This window comes from Pseudonocardia hierapolitana (assembly GCF_007994075.1).
In the GTDB taxonomy this organism is placed as follows: domain Bacteria; phylum Actinomycetota; class Actinomycetes; order Mycobacteriales; family Pseudonocardiaceae; genus Pseudonocardia; species Pseudonocardia hierapolitana.
In genome coordinates, this window is sequence record NZ_VIWU01000001.1 from 7,036,103 (window position 1) to 7,057,563 (window position 21,461).

Here is a 21,461-nt window from a genome sequence, read left to right on the forward strand (position 1 = left end):
CATGAGCGTGCCAGGACCGGCGGGGCGTGGGCGCCCGTTGCGCAGGGGGCGCGGCCTGCTCGACCGGCAGGCGATCGTGGCCGCGGCCCTCGCGGTGGCCCGCACCGAGGGCCTGCCCGCGGTGACGATGCGCCGGATCGCCGACGAGCTCGGCTGCGCGCCGATGTCGCTCTACCGCCACGTCGCCGACCGCGACGCGCTGGTGCTGGAGATGCTCGACGTCGTGGCGGCCGGGATCGACGTCCCGCCGCCGTCGTCCGACCCGCGCGAGGAGCTGACCGGCCTGCTCACCGCCGTGCACGCCGCACTCGCCGTGGACCACTGGGCCGTTCTCCCGCTGGTGGCCGAGGGGATGTCCAGCCCTCGCATCCTGCCGGTGCTCGACCGCGTGCTCGCGGCGCTCACGCGCAGCGGCTTCACCGGGCGATCGCGGCTGGCCGTGCACCAGATGCTCTGGCAGTACCTCTTCGGCGAGCTGCTCTGGACCCATCACGACCAGCCCGACTCCCACGGCAAGCGGATGGTGCGCGGGGCTCCCCCCGAGGACTTCCCCGCGATCGCGGACGCCGTGCGCACCGCGTCCGTCCACCCCGCCGAGAACTTCACCGACAATCTCCAGCGCCTGCTCGACGGCGTGCTCGGCGGTCCTGCGCAGCGTTAGACCACCGGTGACCGGGTATGCCCGGGGACAGGTTTCGACCTCGGGGAGCAGACCATGCGGAACCGGTTCGGCCGGCGGCGCCGTGCACGGCGGCCGACGGCGCAGCAGACGGTGTTCGTGGTGGTGGCAGCGGTGCTGGGCGGCCTCGTCGGAGCGGTGGCGGAGTACCTGCTCGATCCGGCCCGCGGGCACGCCCGCCGGGCCGGGCTGCGGGAGCGGTCGGCAGCGGCGGTCCGCCGCCCCGTGAAGCGGGCGCGGCGCACGGCGACGCGGAACGTGGCACACCTGCGCGGCAGAGCCCGCCGGGTGGGGCACCGGCTCAGCGCTTCCCACCCGCCCGCGGACGATCGCACGTTGGTGGACCGCGTGCGGAGCGAGGTGTTCGACCGCAGGCACTTCGGCCGGCGGTCGGTGAACATCGACGCGGTCGACGGCGTGGTCACGCTGCGCGGGCAGCTCGACGATCGGGACGCCATCCGCGACATCGAGGCCGCCGTCGGGCGGGTGGCGGGCGTGCGCGGGGTCGAGAACCTGCTGCACACCCCGGACACCGCGGCCCCGAACGTCGTGGGCCTGCAACGGCCGGAGCGCTGACGCGCGAAACCGGTTGTCGTCGACGGGCACGGCACGCTCGAATGACGGGTGCCTTTCGACGCGATGTCCTTCGATCCGCGCACGAGCTTCGGCCCGAAGGTCGCGGCCTCCTACGACGACAGGCCACTGGGAGACGAGGAGGCCGCCGTCGCCCGGCTCGCACAGCTGGCCGGGGACGGGCCCGCCCTCGAGCTCGCGATCGGCACCGGCCGCATCGCCCTGCCCCTCGCCGCCACCGGTCTGCGCGTCGACGGCATCGAGCTGTCGGCGTCGATGATCGAGCAGCTGCGCTCGAAGCCGGGAGGGGACGCGCTAGCGGTCACCTGCGGGGACATGTCCACCGTGGAGCTGCCGGACCGGTACCGGCTCGTGTACGTCGTGTTCAACTCGCTGATGAACCTGATCACCCAGGATGGGCAGGTCGACTGCGTCGCGAACGCCGCCCGGCACCTCACCGACGACGGCGTGTTCGTCGTGGAGAACGTCGTGCCGGACCCGATGTACGGCCTGCGCCAGGACCGCGGCGGCGTCGACCAGTACGTCGACGCGTCGCACATCGACCCCGAGCGCGTCTCCGTAGAGGTCGGGCGCTTCGATCGCGTCACCCAGCGCGTCGACAAGTGCCACATCGGCCTCGGCGGTGCGGGGATCCGGCTCGACCCGCTCGCGCTGCGCTACGTCTGGCCCAGCGAGCTGGACCTCATGGCCCGGCTGGCCGGTCTGCGCCTGCGGGCTCGGTGGGGCGGCTGGTCCGGCGAGCCCTTCGACGCGCGCAGCCTGCGGCACGTGTCGGTCTACGGCCGCTGAGCGGACCTCATCCGGGCGCGTACCGCGCGCGGTAGCCGCGCAGGCGCTCGAGCCCGGCCGGTGACGCCGCCCCGGTGACGAGCTCGCCCTCGCCGAGCAGTACCGCGGCGAGGTCGTCGAGCACCCACAAGGTCCCGAGCGCGCACGACATCGTCGCCCAGCGCATCGCGTCCACCTCCACCACCCGGCCGCCCCGCACGGCCCCGAGCCGCTGCCAGAGCGGCTCGTCGCGCAGGAAGGTGGGGTCGGCCGTCGGCCCGGTCAGGAGCAGGACGAGGTCGGCGTCGTGCTCGGTGATGCGCTCGGTCGAGACCGGGACGAAGGGCGTGGCGGGGTCGGTCGGGCCCCGCTGGGCGGCGGGTCGCGGCAGGCCGAGTGCCGCGGCGACGGTGCCTGCGGGCGTCCCGGCGCCGAGCAGGTACAGCGACCGGCCGTCGAGCCCGGGTGACAGCACCGACACCGTGGGCGGCGAGCCGGCCCGCAGCCGCGCGGCGAGCTCGGCGGTCCGGCGGTGCACGTCGTCCAGGAGGGCGTTCGCGTCGACGCCCATCCCGGCGGCGAGGGCGCGGCAGTCGGCGTCGTGGTCGCCCGTGCGCTCGACGGCGTGCACCGTCGCGAGCTCGCCGAGGACCGGGTCGGTGCCGGAGGTGCGGAAGCCGACCAGCCGATCCGGCTGCAGCGCGGCCAGCCGTTCGACGTCGATCCCGCCGCCCGCGCCGGACACGTCGGCCACGGGGCCGGCCTGGATCCGCGCGATGGCCTGCAGGAGCGGGTCGACGGCCAGGAAGGAGGCGGTGCCGACCTGGTGCGGGCCCAGCAGCAGTGCCAGTGCGGCCGTGGCGCCGTCGAGCGTGACGAGCCGGTCGCCCGGCACGTCGCCACGGACGCCGCTCGCGCAGCCCGCGAGCACGGTCGCCACCGCACCGGTGAGCAGCGTCCGGCGGGTGAGCGGCGGTGGGGCGGTCGGTGCCGTCACGATCTCCTCCTGTCGACGGTGTCGACGAGGAGGTCGCCTCGCCGCCCCGCCCGGTTCCCGGGGATCAGGGCGGTCCGAGCACCTCGGGCGTGGTGAGAGCGCGGGCGGTGGCGGCGACGTACTGCTCGGAGGCCTGTTCCGCGAGGCCGAGGACGACACCCTGGACGAGCCCGACCAGGAGCGCGCGGAGCGCGGTGGCGAGGCGTTGCGCCTGCGGCCTCGTCAGGGCGGTCCCGTGGTGCGTGCGGCCGGTGAAGAGCCTGGTGAGGCGCTCCTGGTGCTCCCGGACCGACGCGGCGAGCCGGGCCTGCAGGTCGGGGTCGCGCAGGGCCGTGTCCTGCAGGCTGATCTCGAACGACAGGTGCCGCAGCGCGTCGGGGTCCTCGACGATGCGGCGGTAGTGCCGGGCGACGGCCTCGACGGCGTCCTGCAGGCCCAGCCCCGCGGGGACGGCCTGCTCGATCCGGTCGTAGTGCCGGCCGATGTGGTCGGTGACCAGCGCGGCCAACAGGCCGTTCTTGCTGCCGAAGAGCGAGTAGACGGCGCCGGTGGTCAGGCCGGCCTGCTCGGTGATCTCGTCCAGCCGGGCCCGGTGACCGTCCCTGGCGACGATCCGGCGCGCGGCGTCGAGCAAGGCGCGACGGTTGCGCTCTTTCGCCTCCGCCCTTGTCACTCTCATAAGGGGATTATTACGGTAACTGGATTATGAATCTCGCCGAGTGCATGCGACGGGTGCCCGACATCGCGCGGTTCCCGTCGGTGGACGCCCTCCACACCGAGCTCGACGCCCTGGCCAGTGCCCATCCCCATCTGGTTCGCGTGCGGCGGATCGGGACGTCCCGGCTGGGTGAGCCGCTGCGGGTGCTGACGATAGGCGACGGCCCTGCGGACGCGGTCGTCATCGGCGGGCCGCATCCCAACGAACCGGTCGGCGGCCTCACGGTCGGGGTACTGGCCGGGATGCTGTGCCGGGACGACGCGCTGCGCGCGGAGCTGGGGTTCCGCTGGCACCTCATCCCGTGTGTCGACCCGGACGGTGCCCGGCTCAACGAGGGCTGGTTCGACAGGCCGGGCAACCGCCGCGCCTACTCCGAGCACTTCTACCGCCCCGACCCCGCGGAGCAGGTCGAGTGGACGTTCCCGCTGTCCGGCGAGGACTACTGGTTCGACCGGACCCTTCCGGAGACCGCGGCGCTCATGCGGCTGATGGACGAGGTGGAGCCGTCGCTGGTGTGCTCGCTGCACAACGGGGAGCACCACGGGGTCTTCTTCTACGTCAACCGCGACGACCCGGAGCTCGCCCGCCGGCTCGGTGAGCTACCCGGCCTCGCGGGCCTGCCGCTGCACCACGGAGAACCCGAGCTGCCGGGCTCGCGGCTGATCGCCCCTGCCGTCTACGCAACGCAGGACGGCGCCCGGGTCGGAGCGATGCTCGGCGCGGGGGCCGGCAGCGCCGACTACGCCGCCCGGTTCGGCGCGCTGCACATCGTGCCGGAGGTGCCCCTGTGGGCCGATCAGCGCGTGGCCGACCGGAGCGCGACCGGCACCGGCTACCGGCAGTTGGTGGCCAGGGGAGCGGCGGCTCGGCGGGAGGCGCTCGACATGCTGGACACCGCGCTCGCGACCGTCGCGGACACCCTGACCGTGCGAACGCCGTTCGAGCGCTCCGTGCGCGCCAGCCTGCGGACCTTCCGCACGGTCACCGAGCACCGCGAAGCACTCGCCGGCGAGGACCGGTCCGCCACCGTCGCGGAGGAGTTCGATCACCGGCAGGCGCTGCACCTGCTGCGGCTCCGCCTGCTCGGCACCTTCCTGCGCATGCTCGACGCCGAGATCGCCGCGGGCAGCGCGACCGTCGCCGTCCGCACCCAGCGCCGGGTGCTCGGGGAGACCTTCGACCGGTGGGTGGGGGAGGCCGAGGCCGACACCCCGGGCCCGGCCACCGAGATCCGCAGGCCCGTTGCGGTGCAGCTCGGTGCGATCCTGCTCGCCGCCACCAGGGCCGCCGACGGGAGTCAGAACGCGAGCAGGATCCCGGAGGGCCGGTCGATGGGCAGCAGCGCGGGCAGCCCCGCCACCAGCACGGCGGCGACCAGCGTGTAGATCACCTGCGGGCCCGCGCAGTCAGCACGTGGCCGCCGTCAACCCGAACGGCCGAGAAACCCGTTGATCGAACCGAGGTCGCGTCCGCAGACTCGCCGCCGATGGAAGAGACCGATCGTGCTCACCCCGCCTGAGGGGGTCGCGGACGCGGACGTCCTCGCCGCGGCGCGCTGGCACTGGCTCGACGGCGCGCTGACCGCGGTCCACCTCCCGGTGGGGTTCGGTGCCCACCACTGGGAGGTCGCCGACGACGCGGGGCGCCGCCTGTTCGCCACGCTCGACGCGCTGGGGGAGCGACACTCCGCGGAGTCCCTCGAAGGCGCGTACGCGGGCGCGGCGGCACTGGCCCGGGCCGGGTTGCGGGCCGTCTGGCCGTCGATCCCGGCCTCCTCGGGGACGTACACGGTGCCGTTCGGCGACGGCTCCCCCCGGCCCGGACGACTCAGCGCGACGGGCTGGCTCGAGGGGCGGACACCCACCGAGGCGGAGGCCGCCGCGCCCGGGCACGTCGACGAGGTCCTCGCGGTCCTGGAGGTCCTGCACGGACATCCGCCGCCCCGTGGCATCCCGGAGTGGGCCCCGCGGGTCGCCGCCGACTTCCCACGCCGGCTGCGGGAGCGAGCCGCCGACCCGTGGACGCGCGGCCCGTTCGGCGAGGAGGCCAGGAGGGCCATCGTCGAGCGGCTCCCCGATGTCGAGCGCTGGACGCGCCGCTACCTGGTGCTCGCCGAGGAGGCGCACCGGAACCGGGGCGACTGGGTCGCCACGCACGGGGAGCCGCACTCCGCGAACCAGGTCGTCACGCCCGACGGGCTGCGGCTGGTCGACTGGGAGTCCCTCGCACTCGCCCCGCGGGAGCGGGACCTCGTCGACGCGGTCGACAGCGGTGCGGCCACCGCCGACGCGGTGGGCGCCCGGGAACAGATGCTGGAGCTCTTCCGGCTCGACTGGCGGCTGTCGGAGATCGACGCGTACGCCGCGTGGTTCAGCGGGTCACACGGCCGCAGCGGCGACGACCGCACCGCGCTCGGCGGCCTGCACGAGGAGCTGCGGGCCTGACGTCGTCACGTGGCCGGGGCGAGCACCTCCACCCTTCCGCGGCCGCCGTCGACCCGCACCCGGTCGCCCGTGTGCAGCACGCTCGTCGCGTTGCCCGTCCCGACGACGGCCGGGATGCCCAGCTCGCGGGCCACGATCGCGGCGTGCGAGAGCGGGGCGCCGACGTCGGTGACCACGGCGGCGGCGCGGGGGAAGAGCGGGGTCCAGCCGATGTTGGTCACGGTGGTCACGAGGATCTCGCCGGCACGCAGGTCCGCGCCCTGCTCGGCGGAGCGCAGAACGCGCACGACGCCCTCGACGACACCGCCGGCGCCCGGGAACCCGGTCACGTCCCCGCCGGCGGGCGGCGGGGTTGCCGAGGCGTCGTGGACGTCGGAGCGGCGGTTCGGATCCGCCGCCCAGGTGAACGGGTCGAACGCCCCCCGGATCAACGACGGGTACGGCGGGAGCGCGGCGTAGCGCTCGTAGGCGGCGCGCCGGTCGGACGTGTCGGGCACGGGCGCTCCGCGCAGGACCGCGGCGACCTCCTCGGCCTCGAGCATGAACACCTCGTCGCCGAGCCCGGTCAGGTCGCCGGCCCGCAGCACGTGGGCGCGGGCCACCGCGAACGCCCTGATCACCTCGGTGCGCGCCAGCTCCCGCTTGCTCGCGGCCCGCGCCCACCGCTGCAGCCGCTTCCGGGTGGCGGCCACCCGCTTCGGGTGCGCGGTGACGAGCCGCTCCCACGCGGCGCGGTGGGCCGCCTCCTGCTTCTGCAGCAGCTCGAGGGGGTCGGCGCCGGCCTCGCGCAGCGCGCCGAGCTGCTGCTCCGCCCAACCGGGCTGCTCGGCGGGGCGGGGGAGCGAGACCTCGAACTCGTGCGGGCCGCGGTGACCGTACCGCTCGGCGTACGTGGCCTCGTCGATGTCGCCGCGTTCGAGCTGGGCCAGTCCCACCACGGGGCCGAGGCTCGCGAGCATCTCGCCGTCGACGGTGATCCCCGAGGTGAGCGCGGCCGCGTCGGCGTTGCCGACCAGCTTCCGCAGCCTCTTCTGGACGGTCAGCAGGGCGACCGGGTCGCTGCGTCCGGCGGCCGCCAGCATGTCGGAGGCCGTGACGACGAGCGGGCGCAGCTCGTCGTCCCAGAGCCGGGCGAGCGCGACCGGATCGGTGGTCGCGGCGATCCTGTCGGTCAGCTCGGCGCACCGCCGCGGGTTGCCGGCGACGAAGCCCGGCAGCCGCCGCAGCGTGCCGGGCACGCTCGCGACGAACCGGACAGCGGTGGGGACGAGGCGTCGGAGCACCTGCATCCGCGACAGCGGGACCGGTGGGATCGCGACGCCGGCCGGCAGCCGGCCGAAGGTGTTCTCGGTGAGCGAGCGGAAGCGGGCCTCCGAGATGCCGACGAGCCCCGACATGGCCGCGGACAGGCTGAGGTTCAGGTAGAAGCGGCCGCCGATGTTGCCGTACCCGCGGAAGCCGGCCAGCGAGAGCGTCGGCATCGCCCGGGACATGAACAGCTGCACCAGCGACCAGGTGCAGGGCGTCATGACGTCCGGGATGGCCTCGCCGAGGTTGGTGTTGGTCCACAGGTAGTCGCCGAGGCGGGTGTCGTTCCACGGGTCGCGCAGGCCGGTGATCGGCCGCGCCTGCACGATCGCGAACCCACCCCCGGCCAGGGTCCACTCGACGTCCATCGGCCGGCCGTAGTGCTCCGCGATCCGCCGGCCGAGGGCGGCGAGCTCGGAAGAGCCGGCATCGTCGAGGACGGGGCTGCGGCGCCGCTCCTCCGGCACCGGCCGCTCGGCGGTGCCGTCGGGCGTGCGGACGGTCATGACCGCCTTGTCGCCGGTGCGCCGTTCCCGTACGGCGCCGGTGGCGGCGTCGAGCACGAGCTCGTCCGGGGTGACCTGCCCGCCCACGAGGGACTCGCCCAGTCCCCACGTCGCGTTGACGACCATCCGGTCGGTCGCGCCCGTCACGGGATCGGCGGTGAACAGCACGCCGGCGGCGTCGGCGTCCACCAGCTCCTGGACGACGACGGCAAGCGCGACGTCTCCGGGATCGATGCGCTCGCGCCTGCGGTACTCGATCGCCCGCGCGGTCCACAGAGACGCCCAGCAGCGGCGGACCGCGTCGACCACGGCGTCGGCGCCGCGGATGTCGAGGTACGTGTCCTGCTGCCCGGCGAAGGAGGCGCCGGGCAGGTCCTCCGCGGTCGCCGACGAGCGGACGGCCACCGCGGGCTCGCCGAGCGCGGTGTACGCGGCCCGGATCGGGGCGGCGAGCTCGTCGGGCACCTCGTGCGCCGCGAAGAGCGCCGCGATCGCGTCGCTGTCGCCGGTGGCGGCCGCGGCGACGATCCGGTCCTGCAGGTCGTGGTCGGCGACGAACCGCCGGTAGGCGGCCGTGGTCACGTGGAAGCCGGGCGGCACCGGGAGACCGGCGCGCCGCAGCGTCGCGAGTGAGGCGCCCTTGCCGCCCACGGTGGCCAGGTCCGCGCCGGTCTCGTCCAGCGCGAGCACGTAGCTGCTCCGCGTGCCCGTGGTCATGCCGTCTCCTCCGTGGCCAGCGCGGCGTGGAGCCGCTCCTCGGCGATGGTCAGGGTGCGGTCCAGGTGGTCGTGCACCGCGCGATCCATCACGGCCACCTCGTCCGGCGTGAGCGGTTCGGGCCGCTGGAGGGCCCGCCACACCGCCTCGGCCACCAGGCCGGGCACCGCCTCGTCGGGCACGCGGAAGTCGTCCGGCATGAGCGGCGCGGTCAGGAAGTAGCCGAGGTACACCGCGCTCAGCACGGTGATCTGCTCGGGCAGGGTGCGGTCGGTGCGGACGAGTCCCTTCGTGCGCAGCGTCGCGACGAGCTCGGCGACGCCGCCGTTCGGCCTGCCCTCCTCGGCGGCGGCCCGCGCCAGGCTGCCGAGGATCTCCGTGTCGCGGGTCAGGACCGCGGTGACGAGCGGGCTGCGCTGGTACGCGCGCACGCTCTCGGCGAGCAGCAGCTCGAGGCCGGCGGGACGTCCCGCGGCGCGGAGCCGGTCGCGGACCTGAGCGAGGAGGACCGCCTGCTCGCGGCGCAGCAGCGCGAGGAAGAGCCGGTCGCGGCTGCGCCAGTGCGCGTAGACGCTGCCCTTCGCGATGCCGGCTTCACGGGCGATGTCGTTGATGGTCGTGCGGTCGTGGCCGTAGCGCAGCAGGAGCCGCGCCGCGGCGTCGAGGATGCGGTCGGCCCGCTCCGCCGGGTCGACGGGGATTCCCCGTGGTGACACCGAGCCCTCCGATGAATGATGACCAGATGGACGAATCTGGTCATCATGGTGCCACAGGTTCGTCAGGAACTCTCGCGGGGCACGATCCGGAACCCGACGTCGCGGACCTTGTCGGTGACGGAACGGCGTTGCATGCGGTCCAGGAGCAGGGTGCCGGCCAGCGCACCGATCTCCTTGGTCGGCACGGCCACCGTGGTCAGGGACGGCACGAGGTGCGAGGCGATGTCGTAGTCACCGAACCCGGTGATCGCGAGCCGATCCGGCACCGGGATGCCTCGCCGGGTGCAGGCGAGCAGCGCGCCTGCTGCGAAGACGTCGCTGGCGAAGACCACCGCGTCGGCGTCCGGGTGCTGGGCGAGGACCCGGTCGAGCAGCTCCACGCCGGTGTCCATGCTGACCGGGCGGTCGTGAGCCGCGACGATGCGCGGCTCGGTGCCGAGCAGCTCGCGCACGGCCGCGGTGAAGCCGTCCCGGCGCTCGGCCGCCCGGAAGTCGCCGGGCTGCAGCGCGCCCGCGAAGACCGGTCTCCTGCGGCCGCGTCCGACGAGGTGGCGCACGAGCTCACCGGTGGCGGCGGCGTTGGAGAACCCGACGAGCATGTCGACCGGCTCAGCGGTCCACCCCCACGTCTCGACGACGGGCACGCCCGCGGCCGCGAGCAGGGTGCGCGTGCCCTGCGAGTGCTCCGTGCCGACGACCAGCAGGCCGTCCGGGCGCCTGCCGAGGAAGCTGCGGACGAGCGCCTCCTCCTGGTCGGGGTGGTAGTCCGTGCTACCGACGAAGATCTGGTAGCCGTGCGGGCTGAGCACCCCGGAGAACGCGTGCACGGTCTCCGCGAAGATCGAGGCGTTGATCAGCGGGATGATCGCCGCCACCGCCCGGCTGCGGTTGGACGCCAGGTTGCTCGCCGCCAGGTTCGGGACGTAGCCGGTGGCGGCCACGGCCTTCTCCACGCGCTCGTAGGTCTCCTCGGCGACGGCCTCCGGGTCGCGCAGCGCCCGGGAGACCGTCTGGGGTGAGACGCCCGCCGCCACCGCGACGTCGGCGAGGGTCACCGAGCGGGTCGCGGAGCGCCTGCGCGGTCGGCGGGTCGATTCCACGGTGGAACCGTATCCAGCGCTCGGATCAGCGCCTGCGGAAGACCGGCGGCCGCTTCTCGGTGAACGCCCGCCTGCCCTCCGCGGCGTCCTCGGTGGCGAAGCAGATCGTCTGCAGGTCGCGCTCGTACTCGAGGGCCTTGTCCTCCGGCATGCTGTAGGCGGCCCGCAGGTTGACCTTCGCCGTCTCGGCCGCGATCGGGGCGCGGGACGCGATGGTCGCCGCGATCGCCCGCGCTCGCGCCAGGAGGTCGTCCGGGGCGGTCACCTCGCTGACGAGGTGCCACCGCAGAGCCTGGTCGGCGTCGATCGGGTCCCCTGTCATGATCATGAGTGCGGTGTTGCTCGCGCCGATGGCCCGGGCCAGCAGGCTCGTCATGCCTCCACCGCCGATCCAGCCCAGCTTGATCTCGGGCGCAGCGAACGTGGCGGTGGCCGCCGCTATCCGGATGTCGCAGGACAGCGCGGTCTCCAGGCCGCCGCCGAGCGCGTAGCCGTTCACGGCCGCGATCGTCGGGGTGCGGGCGGCGCGGATGGCGTCGCAGTAGTCCGGGCGGTTGCGGAAGTCCCACGGGGTGGCGTAGCGGTCGAGCTCGCGGATGTCCGAGCCCGCGCAGAACGCGCGCCCGGTGCCCGTCACCACGACCGCCCGCACCTCGTCGGAGGCGTCGCACCACGCGACCGCCTCCGCGATGGCGCCCGCCATCTCCGGGGTCACGGCGTTCAGCTTCGCCGGCCGGTTGAGCGTGAGCGTCGCGACGTGGTCGGCGACGTCGAGGAGCACCTCGTCGGTCCCGAGATCGGTCATGGCATCCGTTCCTTCTCGCGGTGGAGCTCCTGGAGGCGGTCGAGACCGCGGCGATGGCCCAGGACGCCGGCGAGCGTGTCGCGGACGACGGCCGAGGCCGCCGACTGGAACGCGATGTAGCCGGCGTATCGCGGGCGCACCCACGCGGTCTCGCAGGTCCGGGCGGTCCGGCGGTAGAAGTCGCACGCCGCGGCGTTGACCCGGTCGTCGGCCCATGCGGCCCACGCGCTCGGCTGCCCTGCGTGCTCGGGCAGGAACCGGGTCTGGGCCTCGGTGCCCATCAGCCACCGGACGTGGTCGAGCAGCGCGGGCGTGGGCGTGCAGCGGCTGCTGAGGGCGATGCCGGTGCCGCCCAGGGTCGAGCCGGGACGCCCGCCGGGCACGGCGGCCGGGGCGTCACCGAACGTCACGCGCCCGGCGTAGTTCACGTACCCGTAGACGAGCGGGCAGAGCGCGAGGTCGTCGGTGCTCGACATCAGCTCCAGGAGCCCGATGGGGTTGAGCGCGCGGGTCTGCGCGGGGGCCCGCCCGTCGATCGACGCCATGAGGTCGAGCACGGCCAGCCCGGTGCCGGTGGACAGGAGGTGGTCCGGGTCGGTGGCCGGCTCCTCGCCCAGCGCGACCGCGATCGAGGCGAACGTCAGGAAGGCGTGCGGGCCGGCGAGCGAGAGCGCCACGGCGGCCGTGCGGGAAATCCGCTCGACCTCGTCCCAGGTGGCGGGCAGCTCGTCGGCGAGGTCGGCGCGCGCGGCGCACACCTGCGTTGCGCCGTCGAGCGGAAGCGCCCACTGCCGGCCGTCGCAGGCGTAGGAGCGCATCGTCGACCCGATGCTCGCCGCCGCCCACGTCGCGAGCTCGTCGGCGGCGAACAGGTCGTCGAGCGGGGTGAGGCAGCCGGTCGCGAGCGCGTCGCCGAGGTGGGGGTGGTCGAGCACGACGAGGTCGTAGCGCGCGCACAGGTCGTCGATCGGGTGCGACTCGAACCCTTCGAGGGGCTGGGTGTCCCAGGCGACGAGGTTCCCGGCCACGGCCTTCAGCGCCGCGTAGCCGCGGGGGTGGTCCCAGGTCAGGCCCCGGAAATCAGCACCGTAGGTCACGCCGTCTCCACCACGACGCCGTCCGCCAGCAGCCGATCGATCTCCGCGCCCTCGAGGCCGAGCTCGCCCAGCACCTCGCGGGTGTGCTCGCCGGTGAGCGGGGCGCCCCGGTCGATCCGCGGCGGCGTGGCCGAGAACCGGTAGGGGAAGCCGGGCGTGGTCACCCGGCCCTCGCTGGGGTGGTCGTAGGTGACGAACGTGCCGTTGTGCCGGATCTGCGGGTCCTGCAGGAGGTCGGCGTAGCCGTAGACGGGACCGGCCCAGATGCCGGCGGCGGCGAACGCGTCGAGCCAGTGCTGCGACGGCTTCGTCCCGAGGTGGCGGGCGGTCGTCGCGAAGATCTCGTCGCGGTGGCTCCAGCCGTGCTCCTCGTCGACCATGTCGAGGAAGGAGTCCTCGCCGAGCACCTCGCCGAGCGTCTTGAGCGGCGGGAACGCCAGCACGATGTAGCCGTCGGCGGTGCGGAACGCCCCGTAGGGCGCCCGGATGTAGACGTGGGCGTGCGGCTCGTCGGACCGCGTCTGCGGCAGCCCGCCGACGGTGTGCACCGACAGCTCCTGCATCTGCAGCGTCGTGATCGCGTCGAGCATGTTGACGGTGACGAGCTGTCCCTCGCCGGTGCGCTCGCGGTGCAGCAGCGCGGCGAGCACGCCCTCGAACGCGGTGGACGCGGTGACGGCGTCCACGATGTACTGCCCGGCCGCCCGCGGTGCCTCTCCCGCCCGGCCGCTGGAGAGCATCGCGCCCGACATGGCCTGCAGCAGCAGGTCCTGGCCAGGGCGCTGGGCGTACGGTCCGTCCTCGCCGTAGCCGGAGATCGACACGTAGACCAGCGCCGGGTTGACCGCGCGCAGGCTCTCGTAGTCGACGCCCAGGCGCGCCGCCACGCCGGGCCGGTAGTTCTGCAGGAAGACGTCCGACGAGGCGACGAGCCTGTGCAGCACCTCGCGTCCCGCGTCGGTCTTCAGGTCCACGGCGAGGGAACGCTTGTTGCGGTTCAGCGACAGGAACGAGACGTTGATCCGGTTGCCGCCCGCCCCGCCCGCGGCCGCGTGGCGCTGCCACTCGCCGGTGACGGGCTCGACCTTGACGACGTCGGCGCCGAGGTCGCCCAGCCGCTGGGCGGCGAACGGGCCCGCCATCGCGATGGAGCAGTCGAGGACGCGGTAGCCGGTGAGCACACCGGGCTGCTGCTGGCTTGTCATGTCGGTACTCCCTCAGGCGGCGGTGGCCGGGGCCGGCTCGCCCGTGACGCGGCGGGCGACGTCCGGGTTGGTCTCCGGCGCGAGCCACGCCGACAGCGCCGAGACCCCGGCGAGCCCGATCACGAGGAGCGCGACGAGCCACGTGCTGCCGCCTGCGGCCACGACGAGCGCCGTGGCGACGAGGGGGAGCGGGCCGCCGATGAGCGCGCCGGTGACCTCGCGGGCGGTCGCGATACCGGAGAAGCGGACCCTGGCCGGGAACAGCTCGGTGTAGAACGGCGCCTGCACGCCGAAGATCGCGCGGTCGGCCACGTGCGCCACGACCACGGCGACGTAGAGCATCCCGAGGCCGAGCTCGATCAGCGTGAAGAACGGGAAGATGAACGCGATCAGGAACAGGGCCCCCCCGATGATGACCGGCCGGCGGCCCACCCGGTCCGACAGCGCGCCCCACGCCACGGTCGCGGCCGCTCCGACGAGGCCGGAGAGGACCACGCCGAGCAGCGAGACGACCGGCGGGTAGCCCAGGTTGTTGATCGAGTAGGACAGTGCGAACGTCTGGAAGACGTACGCGAGGTTGCCGCCGAAGTTGACGCCTGCCGCGATGAAGAGGCGGCGCTTGTGCGAGGTCCACAGCTCGCGGAACGGCGAGCGCTCCGTGTGCTGCTCCCGGACCTCCTTCTCGAACTCCTCGGTCTCGGGCATCCGCACCCGGATGAAGACGGCGAGCCCCAGCCCGACGACGCTGAGCAGGAACGGCACGCGCCAGCCCCACGCGTCGAACTGGTCGCGGGGCAGCAGCGCGAAGAGCGCGAAGATTCCGGTGGCGAGCAGCATCGCGACGTCGACGGCCGCGCCCGGGATGCTGGAGAAGAGGCCCCGGCGCGTGCGCCCGGACTCGCCGGCCACCACCACGGCGCCGCCGTACTCGGCTCCCGCGCCGAAGCCCTGCACCACCCGCAGCAGGACCAGCAGGGCGGGCGCCCAGTAGCCGATCGCGTCGAAGTTCGGCAGCAGGCCGATCGCGATCGTCGACACGCCCATCAGCAGCACTGTCGCGAGCAGCACGGGCTTGCGCCCGACCCGGTCGCCGATGTTGCCGAACACGATGCCGCCCAGCGGGCGCACGACGAAGCCGACCGCGTAGGTCGCGAAGGCGATCATCGTGCCGGCGACCGGGCTGACGTCGCCGAAGAACTGCGTGTTGAACACCAGGACAGCGGCCGACGAGTACAGGAAGAAGTCGTACCACTCGATCACGGTGCCCATTGCGCTGGCCGACACCGGCACCCAGCGTTGTCGAGCCGCGTCGCTCATGCTTTCTCCTCTGGTGTTAGCGCTACCGCTAGCGCTAACATCACGCTAGGCAGCCGCCGGTCGGGGTGTCAAACGGGAGCTGCGATCTTCGAGAGAAGGGTTCACCGATGAACCGTTCGTTGTCCGACGGCGGCCGCTCATGACGGCCGCGCTCGTCACCGGGGCTGCGGGCGCGCTCGGCCGGGCCACCGCGGGCCGTCTCGCGGCCGACGGGTTCGACGTCGCCCTGCTCGACGTCGACGAGGCGGGCCTGGAGGCGACGGCCGAGGAGGTCGTCAAGACCGGCGGACGTGCGTTGACGTTGCGGGTCGACCTGCGCGAGGCGGAGGCGATCGAGGACGCGGTCGCCCGCACCGCCGCTGAGCTCGGTCCGTTGGGGGCGCTCGTCAACAACGCCGCGACCTACCCGAGCCGCCCGTTCCTCGACGTGCCCCTCGAGGAGTACGAGCAGGTGGTCGCGGTGAACCAACGCGCCTACTGGATCGCGGCGCAGGCCGCGGCCCGCCGGATGGTCCGGGCCGGGCGGGGGGCGATCGTGAACATCGCGTCGATCACCATGCACGGCGGCTGGTCCGACCTCGCGGCCTACGTCTCCACCAAGGGGGCCGCGGCCGCGTTCACCAGGGCGCTCGCGCGCGAGCTCGGCCCGTACGGAGTGCGCGTCAACTGCGTCTCGCCCGGCGCGTTCCCCACCGCGGCGGAGGAGATCCACGAGAACCCCGAGGAGTACCAGCGGTTCGTGCTCGACCGGCAGTCGCTGAAGCGGCGCGGCCGTCCCGAGGAGCTCGCCGCGGTCGTGGCGTTCCTCGTCGGCCCGGACTCCTCGTTCGTCACCGGGCAGTGCATCGAGGTCAACGGAGGGTGGGTGATGGCGTGACGTTCGATCGAGCCGGGCTCGCGCGGCGGGCAGGGGACGTCAGCGCAGCGGGCGGGGTGCGCGCGGTCGTGCTGGACGACGGCGCCGAGCGCGGCATCCGGGTGCTGGAGTTCCGCACCGGTGGCGGCCTGGCGTTCGACGTGCTGATCGACCGGGCGATGGACCTCGGTGCCGCCGAGTTCCGCGGCAACGGGTTCGGGTGGCGCTCGGCCACCGGCTTCCGCCACCCCGGCCTGCACGAGTACGCCGACGAGGGCGGGCTGTCGATGCTGCGCAGCTTCTCCGGGCTGCTGCTCACCGCGGGGCTGGACCACACGCTGTTCACCGCCGAGGTCGACGCGTCGCAGTACCGCTACCCGCACCGCCCGACCGTCTGGAACGGCCTCCACGGCCGCGTGGCCAACATCCCCGCCCGGCTGCACGGGTACGGCGAGCACTGGATCGACGACGAGCGCTGTGTGCTCTGGGCCGAGGGCGAGGTGCGCCAGGCCGCGGTCTTCGGCGAGCACCTGCGGCTCACCCGGCGCATCGAGGCCGACCTGGGCGGCACCGAGATCCGGCTGATCGACACCGTGCGCAACGCCGGCTTCGACCCGACACCGCACATGTACCTGTACCACGTCAACGTCGGCTGGCCGTTCCTCGACGACGGCGCCCGATGCGAGCTGCCCCTCGAGCGCACGCTCTGGCAGAGCGACAGCGTGGCCGAGCAGGGCGTGTCGAACGCCGAGATGCCCGCCCCGCAGAAGGGCTTCGTGGAGCAGGTGTACGAGCACGAGCTCAAGCCCGACGCCGCCGGCAAGGTGCGGCCGCGGCTGGTGAACGAGCGGCTCGGCGTGTTCTTCGAGCTCGAGTACGACGCGGCGCGGTTCCCGGCGTTCTTCCAGTGGCTGCACCTGCGCGAGGGCGCCTACGCCGTGGGCTTCGAGCCGTCCACGCACCACGTGCAGGGCGAGCCCGCCGCCCGCGAGGACGGGTCCATGACGTTCCTCGAGCCGGGTGAGGAGCGCCGCTACGAGACGGTCTTCCGAGTGGGGGAGTTGTGAGCGATCTCGTTCCCGACCAGCCGGTCCGCTGCCGCGACTTCGGCATCGGCGCCGTGGGTGCCGGTTTCATCATGGCCGACGTCCAGCTGGACGCGTACGCCCGCGCCGGCTTCCCGGTCCGCGCCATCACGTCCCGGACCCGGGCGAACGCCGAGGCCGTGGCGAAGCGGTGGGACATCCCGGCCATCTACGACAGCGTCGAGGAACTGGTCGCCGACCCGTCCGTGCAGATCCTCGACGTGGCGTTCCCGCCGCACCTGCAGCCCGACGTCATCCGCGCGGCCCTGCGTCACGACCACGTCCGCGGCATCCTCGCGCAGAAGCCCCTCGCCCTGGACCTGGCCGCGGCCACGGCGCTGGTCGAGGAGGTCGAGGCGGCCGGCAAGGTGATGTCGGTCAACCAGAACATGCGCTACGACCAGTCGATCCGCGTGCTCAAGCAGCTGATCGACCGCGGCGAGCTCGGGGAGATCGTCACGGCCACCGTGGACATGCGTGCGGTGCCGCACTGGCAGGAGTTCCTGCGCGGCTACGACCGGCTGACGATCGCGAACATGAGCGTGCACCACTTCGACGCGCTGCGGTTCCTCTTCGGCGACCCGGAGGACGTCTACACCGCCGTGCGGAAGGACCCGCGCACCACGTTCGACCACGTCGACGGGATCGTCGCCTCCACGCTGCGGTTCCCGAACGGCGTCCTCGCGCTCTCGTTCGAGGACGTGTGGAGCGGGCCTGTGCAGGAGGGCGTCGAGGGCGACGTCGCCATCCGCTGGCGGGTCGAGGGCACGCGGGGGCTCGCCACGGGCACGCTCGGCTGGCCCGACTACCCCGACGGCAGCCCGTCGACGCTGCGCTACTCCAGCGAGTCGACGGACGGGTGGGTCGAGCCCACCTGGGACACCCGCTGGTTCCCCGACGCATTCGCCGGCGTCATGGAGCAGCTGCAGCACGCGCTCGCCACCGGCGAGCCGCCCGCGCTCCCGGCGCGGGACAACCTGAAGACCATGGCCCTGGTCGAGGCCGCCTACCGATCGATCGCCGAGCGACGCGCCGTGTCGCCGGCCGAGTTCCTCTGATCCCGTCCACGAAGGAGTGGCCTGTGCTTCCCGTCGGCATCTTCTCCGGCATCTACCAGCACGACCTCGCCGAGGCCGCCCGGCGCGCCCGCGCGCACGGGTTCGGCTGCGTGCAGTTCGACCTCGACTTCTCCTCGTGGGGTTCCACAGAGCAGGGCCTGACCGAGGCCGAGTGCAAGGAGGTCCGCGACACCTACCGCCGCCACGACCTGCCGATCGTCTCGGTGTCGGGCTACACCAACATCATCCACCCCGACCCGGAGGAGCGGCAGCTCCGCCTCAACCGGCTCCGGGCCCTGATCCGCAACGGCCGCAACCTCGGCACTCCCTACGTCATCAGCGAGACCGGCACCTACAACGTCGACAGCGACTGGGCGCCCGACCCCCGCAACCTCACCGAGGCCGGCTACGCCGAGTGCCTCGACGTGATCGGCGAACTGGTGGAGGAGGCCGCCAAGCACGACGCCGTGTTCTGCGTGGAGACCTACGTCAACAACGTGATCGGCACGATCGACGCCACCCTGCGGCTGTTCCGCGACATCGACAGCCCTCACCTCGGCCTGGTCATGGACCCGACCAACTACTTCGAGGACCACAACATCGACGACATGGACGGCGTGCTGCGCCGCATGTTCGCCGAGCTCGGCCCGTACATCAAGATCGCGCACGCCAAGGACGTCGCCCGCGCGTCCGATGCCGGTGAGAAGCACGCCGACACGGGTGCCGCGGAGTACCTGTCGTTCCGCGGGGTCGGGGCGATGGAGCTGCACGGCCCCGGCCAGGGCGCGCTGAACTACCCCCTCTACCTGAAGCTGCTCGCCGCCCAGCACCCGAACATGCCGGTGATCATCGAGCACGTCACGGAGGAGGAGGTCCCGGCGGCGAAGGACTTCGTCTACGGGGCGCTGATCGAGGTGGGCGCGTAGCCCCGTTCCGACGAACGGCGCGTTCGTCGGAACCTATCCGACGAACGCGCCGCTCGTCGGAACGTCAGGGAGGGCGTAGAGCCTGGGCCGGGGGCGTAGCGCCGCCTGGGCGTGCGTGCGCTCCAGCTCGGCGAGGACCGTTGCGGGCTCGCGTGCGATGCGGCTGGGTGCGGTGGCCACCACGATGATCCCCGTCGCCGTCATCGCGGAGCGGCGGGCGAGGGTGGCGGCGTGGTCGGCGGGGCCCAGGTGGAACTCGTGCGAGTCGATCTCCCATGCCATCGCCACGTCGTCGAACCAGGCGTCCGGCTTCGCGATGAACCGTCCGTGCTCGTCGACGACCTCCGGGTTCCACAGGGCCGGCGGCAGCGCCTTGCTGCGCTGCAAAAGCACGCGGGCCTTCGCCTCGGCGACGGACCGGATCCCCGCGCTCACCTCCCGCAGCACCTCACGGGGGAGCCGGGACCCGCGTTGGGCACCCGCCTCGAGCTCGGTGGCGAGCTGTGCGGGAGTGCGCAGGCCGCGCTGCACGACCTCGGCGACGACCGAGCGCACGACGTCGCGCTCGCGCATCCGGCGCACGGTGTCGATCACGGCGCGTTCGAGCGGAGCGATCGGCCACCGCCCGGGCGCGGGACCGGGGAGCCGGTCGGTGCGCTCGATCATCACGAGCCCGTAGCCGCTGCGCCGCCGCTCGGGTGGCACGAGCAGGTGCACGGGTCCGCTGGGACGGGGTGCCCGCTCCAGCCCGTGCAGCTCGAGCGCGTCGAGACCGGTGATCAATGCATCCGGGCCGGCGTGCAGCAGCCCACCCCGACGGCGATCGTCCCGGGTGGGAGGACCGTTGCGCAGCATCACGAGGCCGGGCGCCAGCCGGCGCCATGGCCCGCCGGGGCGGCAGCGGTAGGCGATCGTGTCGCGGTGCATCCCGAGTTCGACGAGGTCGCGGACGAGGACGACGAGACCGCCCCGGTAGGCGACGAGATCGTCGAGGTCGGGGACGTCCGTGCGGCGGCGAGGCATTCGCCCACGGTGCGATCCCGCCGAGGCTCCAGCCAGGCGAACCTCGGATCTGTGGATGCGCGAGGCACGAGGTGGACAACCTCGATTCCGACGAACGGCGCCTTGGTCGGATAGGTTCCGACGAAGGCGCCGTTCGTCGGAATCGGGTCAGCCCGAAGTAGTCCGACAGGACCGGTACGAAGAGCACGGCGGCGAACGCCACGACGAGCACGGCGACCAGCACCGCGGCGGCCTCGGCGAAGTCGGCGTCGGTTCCGTAGGTCAGACCGGTGTAGCTCTCGAACTCGTTGATCACCTCGTCGGGGGTGCGCCCGGTGCTGAACCCGTTCGACACGAGCTTGTAGAGGTAGGCGTACACGGCCGTGCCGAACCCGGCCGTGACGACCGCTGCGGGGATGACGAACCGCGCGAGGTTCCCCAGCAGGTGCTCGTCGGCGCGTCGTTGTACCGGCCCATCGCGAGCAGGGCCGCGCCGATGACGAAGAGGATCGAGTTGTAGAAGGAGAAGACGTTCGTGCGCAGGATCGTCGCGTAGCTGCGCGAGGTGCCGGTGACCGGTGTGTTCGCCTCGCCCGCGCGCCGGAGGGCGGCCGCCTCCGCGGAGGTCAGCCCGGCGGGTGCCGTGACCTGCGCCCGTGCGTCCATGGCGCGGAGATTAGGTCAGCGGCCTGTGCGCGACCTGATGAGCACGGAGGCGGCGTTCGCGGTGACGACGAGCGTGATGCCGAGCCAGTCGAGCGGAGCGAGCGCCTCGCCGAGCACGAGGGCGCCGATGCCGGCCGCGAACACCGGGTGGACGCTCATGAAGATGCCGAAGTAGTGGGCGGGGATCCGGCGCAGCGCCAGCAGGTCCACGAGGAACGGGACGGTCGAGGCCAGCACGCCCGCGGTCGCGGCGCAGGCGAGTGCCGTCGGGGTGGGCGGGTGCGCGATCAGGACCGCGACCCCGATCGGCAGGTACGCGAGGGCGGACACGGCGCCTGCGGCGGCCGACCCCTCCACGCCGGGCACGCGCCGCCCGACGGTGCGGTTGAGCAGGATGTAGGCCGACCAGCACGCGGCGGCGAGCAGGCCGAGGCCGATGCCGAGGTAGTCGCTCGACGGCTGCGGCCGGGTGAGGACGACGACCCCGACCGCGGCGAGCACCACGCAGCCGAGCGTGGCGCGGCGACGGGAGCCCGCCACCGCGACGGCGAGGGGACCGAGGAACTCCAGCGTGACCGCGAGTCCGAGCCCGATCCGGTCGATCGCGGTGTACAGCGAGACGTTCATGGTGCCGAACACGGCGGCCAGTCCCAGCACGGGCCACCACTGCCGCCGCGTGAACGCCCGCAGCCGCGGCCGGCCGAGGAGGAGCAACGCGACCCCGGCCACCCACTGGCGCACCGCCACCACGCCGACCGGCCCGATCACGTCGAAGGCGAGCGCGCCGACGGCGGCGCCGGTCTGGTTGGACAGGGCGCTGCCGAGGAGCAGCGCGACCCCCGAGGCCTCCCGTCGTGATCGGATGTCGGTGTCCACGTGGCCAGGATGCGCTCCGAT

Annotated in this window: 21 protein-coding genes; 9 read left to right on the top strand and 12 right to left on the bottom strand. The window is 73.4% G+C overall.

The window, feature by feature from the left end; translation table 11 throughout:
- Position 1 precedes the first annotated feature (1 nt).
- The 3 genes from FHX44_RS33230 (at position 2) to FHX44_RS33240 (ending at position 2,062) form a co-directional block, all read left to right on the top strand.
- Positions 2 to 661, top strand: a complete 660-nt coding sequence (locus FHX44_RS33230) for a TetR/AcrR family transcriptional regulator (protein WP_147259397.1) — start codon at positions 2 to 4, stop codon at positions 659 to 661.
- Between the two features lie 54 nt (positions 662 to 715).
- Positions 716 to 1,255 carry a BON domain-containing protein gene (locus FHX44_RS33235; protein ID WP_147259398.1) on the top strand — a complete coding sequence of 180 codons (540 nt, stop codon included), beginning with the start codon at positions 716 to 718 and terminating at the stop codon, positions 1,253 to 1,255.
- A 63-nt stretch (positions 1,256 to 1,318) separates the two neighbouring features.
- On the top strand, positions 1,319 to 2,062 hold the full coding sequence (locus FHX44_RS33240) for a class I SAM-dependent DNA methyltransferase (RefSeq protein ID WP_147261653.1): 744 nt from the start codon (positions 1,319 to 1,321) through the stop codon (positions 2,060 to 2,062).
- Positions 2,063 to 2,069: 7 nt separating this feature from the next.
- On the opposite strand, the gene FHX44_RS33245 is transcribed toward FHX44_RS33240, so the two are convergent.
- Both FHX44_RS33245 and FHX44_RS33250 read right to left on the bottom strand, forming a co-directional pair.
- Positions 2,070 to 3,038: an ABC transporter substrate-binding protein gene (locus FHX44_RS33245; protein WP_170309139.1), complete on the bottom strand. Its 969-nt coding sequence runs from the start codon at positions 3,036 to 3,038 to the stop codon at positions 2,070 to 2,072.
- Between the two features lie 64 nt (positions 3,039 to 3,102).
- Positions 3,103 to 3,711, bottom strand: a complete 609-nt coding sequence (locus FHX44_RS33250; RefSeq protein WP_147259400.1) for a TetR/AcrR family transcriptional regulator — start codon at positions 3,709 to 3,711, stop codon at positions 3,103 to 3,105.
- A gap of 32 nt (positions 3,712 to 3,743) precedes the next feature.
- Here FHX44_RS33250 and FHX44_RS33255 point away from each other — a divergent pair, with 32 nt between their 5' ends.
- Together FHX44_RS33255 and FHX44_RS33260 are read left to right on the top strand one after the other, a co-directional pair.
- Complete coding sequence (locus tag FHX44_RS33255) at positions 3,744 to 5,141, top strand: M14 family zinc carboxypeptidase (RefSeq protein WP_212612762.1); 1,398 nt, start codon at positions 3,744 to 3,746, stop codon at positions 5,139 to 5,141.
- A gap of 117 nt (positions 5,142 to 5,258) precedes the next feature.
- On the top strand, positions 5,259 to 6,200 hold the full coding sequence (locus tag FHX44_RS33260; protein WP_212612763.1) for a phosphotransferase family protein: 942 nt from the start codon (positions 5,259 to 5,261) through the stop codon (positions 6,198 to 6,200).
- 5 nt (positions 6,201 to 6,205) lie between these two features.
- On the opposite strand, the gene FHX44_RS33265 is transcribed toward FHX44_RS33260, so the two are convergent.
- From FHX44_RS33265 to FHX44_RS33295, 7 genes are all read right to left on the bottom strand, one after another.
- Positions 6,206 to 8,731 (bottom strand): PEP/pyruvate-binding domain-containing protein, encoded by a 2,526-nt coding sequence (locus tag FHX44_RS33265; protein WP_147259401.1) that lies wholly within the window; start codon positions 8,729 to 8,731, stop codon positions 6,206 to 6,208.
- Positions 8,728 to 9,447, bottom strand: a complete 720-nt coding sequence (locus FHX44_RS33270) for a TetR/AcrR family transcriptional regulator (RefSeq protein WP_147259402.1) — start codon at positions 9,445 to 9,447, stop codon at positions 8,728 to 8,730. Before FHX44_RS33270 ends, FHX44_RS33265 begins: the two co-directional genes overlap by 4 nt.
- A 62-nt stretch (positions 9,448 to 9,509) precedes the next feature.
- Entirely contained in the window at positions 9,510 to 10,547 is a 1,038-nt protein-coding gene (locus FHX44_RS33275; RefSeq protein ID WP_212612764.1) for a LacI family DNA-binding transcriptional regulator, read from the bottom strand.
- Positions 10,548 to 10,572: 25 nt separating this feature from the next.
- The gene (locus tag FHX44_RS33280) at positions 10,573 to 11,352 is read right to left on the bottom strand and encodes an enoyl-CoA hydratase/isomerase family protein (protein WP_147259403.1); all 780 of its coding nucleotides are present in this window, start codon (positions 11,350 to 11,352) and stop codon (positions 10,573 to 10,575) included.
- Positions 11,349 to 12,449 carry a type 2 periplasmic-binding domain-containing protein gene (locus FHX44_RS33285; RefSeq protein ID WP_147259404.1) on the bottom strand — a complete coding sequence of 367 codons (1,101 nt, stop codon included), beginning with the start codon at positions 12,447 to 12,449 and terminating at the stop codon, positions 11,349 to 11,351. Before FHX44_RS33285 ends, FHX44_RS33280 begins: the two co-directional genes overlap by 4 nt.
- Entirely contained in the window at positions 12,446 to 13,654 is a 1,209-nt protein-coding gene (locus FHX44_RS33290; RefSeq protein WP_147259405.1) for a CaiB/BaiF CoA transferase family protein, read from the bottom strand. The genes FHX44_RS33285 and FHX44_RS33290 overlap by 4 nt, the downstream gene beginning before the upstream one ends.
- Positions 13,655 to 13,666: 12 nt before the next feature.
- Complete coding sequence (locus tag FHX44_RS33295) at positions 13,667 to 14,971, bottom strand: MFS transporter (RefSeq protein ID WP_147259406.1); 1,305 nt, start codon at positions 14,969 to 14,971, stop codon at positions 13,667 to 13,669.
- Positions 14,972 to 15,110: 139 nt separating this feature from the next.
- Between FHX44_RS33295 and FHX44_RS33300 the strand changes: the two genes are divergently transcribed.
- From FHX44_RS33300 to FHX44_RS33315, 4 genes are read left to right on the top strand one after another with little or no spacing between them, the layout of a single operon-like run.
- Entirely contained in the window at positions 15,111 to 15,848 is a 738-nt protein-coding gene (locus FHX44_RS33300; RefSeq protein ID WP_147259407.1) for an SDR family NAD(P)-dependent oxidoreductase, read from the top strand.
- Positions 15,845 to 16,894 carry an aldose 1-epimerase family protein gene (locus tag FHX44_RS33305; RefSeq protein WP_212612765.1) on the top strand — a complete coding sequence of 350 codons (1,050 nt, stop codon included), beginning with the start codon at positions 15,845 to 15,847 and terminating at the stop codon, positions 16,892 to 16,894. Before FHX44_RS33300 ends, FHX44_RS33305 begins: the two co-directional genes overlap by 4 nt.
- Positions 16,891 to 17,970 carry a Gfo/Idh/MocA family protein gene (locus FHX44_RS33310; protein ID WP_212612766.1) on the top strand — a complete coding sequence of 360 codons (1,080 nt, stop codon included), beginning with the start codon at positions 16,891 to 16,893 and terminating at the stop codon, positions 17,968 to 17,970. The genes FHX44_RS33305 and FHX44_RS33310 overlap by 4 nt, the downstream gene beginning before the upstream one ends.
- 23 nt (positions 17,971 to 17,993) lie before the next feature.
- Positions 17,994 to 18,896: a sugar phosphate isomerase/epimerase family protein gene (locus FHX44_RS33315; RefSeq protein ID WP_147259409.1), complete on the top strand. Its 903-nt coding sequence runs from the start codon at positions 17,994 to 17,996 to the stop codon at positions 18,894 to 18,896.
- Between the two features lie 33 nt (positions 18,897 to 18,929).
- Here FHX44_RS33315 and FHX44_RS33320 read toward each other — a convergent pair whose 3' ends face one another.
- From FHX44_RS33320 to FHX44_RS33330, 3 genes are all read right to left on the bottom strand, one after another.
- Positions 18,930 to 19,919, bottom strand: coding sequence for a hypothetical protein (locus FHX44_RS33320; protein WP_147259410.1), 990 nt, complete (start codon positions 19,917 to 19,919; stop codon positions 18,930 to 18,932).
- A 291-nt stretch (positions 19,920 to 20,210) separates the two neighbouring features.
- On the bottom strand, positions 20,211 to 20,564 hold the full coding sequence (locus tag FHX44_RS42920) for a hypothetical protein (protein WP_212612767.1): 354 nt from the start codon (positions 20,562 to 20,564) through the stop codon (positions 20,211 to 20,213).
- 15 nt (positions 20,565 to 20,579) lie between these two features.
- Positions 20,580 to 21,440: an EamA family transporter gene (locus FHX44_RS33330; protein WP_212612768.1), complete on the bottom strand. Its 861-nt coding sequence runs from the start codon at positions 21,438 to 21,440 to the stop codon at positions 20,580 to 20,582.
- Positions 21,441 to 21,461: the final 21 nt, after the last annotated feature.

Coding starts and splice junctions, on each gene's coding strand:
- FHX44_RS33300 (WP_147259407.1), top strand. CDS start 15,111: ATGACGGCCGCGCTCGTCACCGGGGCTGCGGGCGCGCTCGGCCGGGCC.
- FHX44_RS42920 (WP_212612767.1), bottom strand. CDS start 20,564: ATGGACGCACGGGCGCAGGTCACGGCACCCGCCGGGCTGACCTCCGCG.
- FHX44_RS33265 (WP_147259401.1), bottom strand. CDS start 8,731: ATGACCACGGGCACGCGGAGCAGCTACGTGCTCGCGCTGGACGAGACC.
- FHX44_RS33295 (WP_147259406.1), bottom strand. CDS start 14,971: ATGAGCGACGCGGCTCGACAACGCTGGGTGCCGGTGTCGGCCAGCGCA.
- FHX44_RS33255 (WP_212612762.1), top strand. CDS start 3,744: ATGAATCTCGCCGAGTGCATGCGACGGGTGCCCGACATCGCGCGGTTC.
- FHX44_RS33230 (WP_147259397.1), top strand. CDS start 2: ATGAGCGTGCCAGGACCGGCGGGGCGTGGGCGCCCGTTGCGCAGGGGG.
- FHX44_RS33320 (WP_147259410.1), bottom strand. CDS start 19,919: ATGCCTCGCCGCCGCACGGACGTCCCCGACCTCGACGATCTCGTCGCC.
- FHX44_RS33290 (WP_147259405.1), bottom strand. CDS start 13,654: ATGACAAGCCAGCAGCAGCCCGGTGTGCTCACCGGCTACCGCGTCCTC.
- FHX44_RS33240 (WP_147261653.1), top strand. CDS start 1,319: ATGTCCTTCGATCCGCGCACGAGCTTCGGCCCGAAGGTCGCGGCCTCC.
- FHX44_RS33280 (WP_147259403.1), bottom strand. CDS start 11,352: ATGACCGATCTCGGGACCGACGAGGTGCTCCTCGACGTCGCCGACCAC.
- FHX44_RS33235 (WP_147259398.1), top strand. CDS start 716: ATGCGGAACCGGTTCGGCCGGCGGCGCCGTGCACGGCGGCCGACGGCG.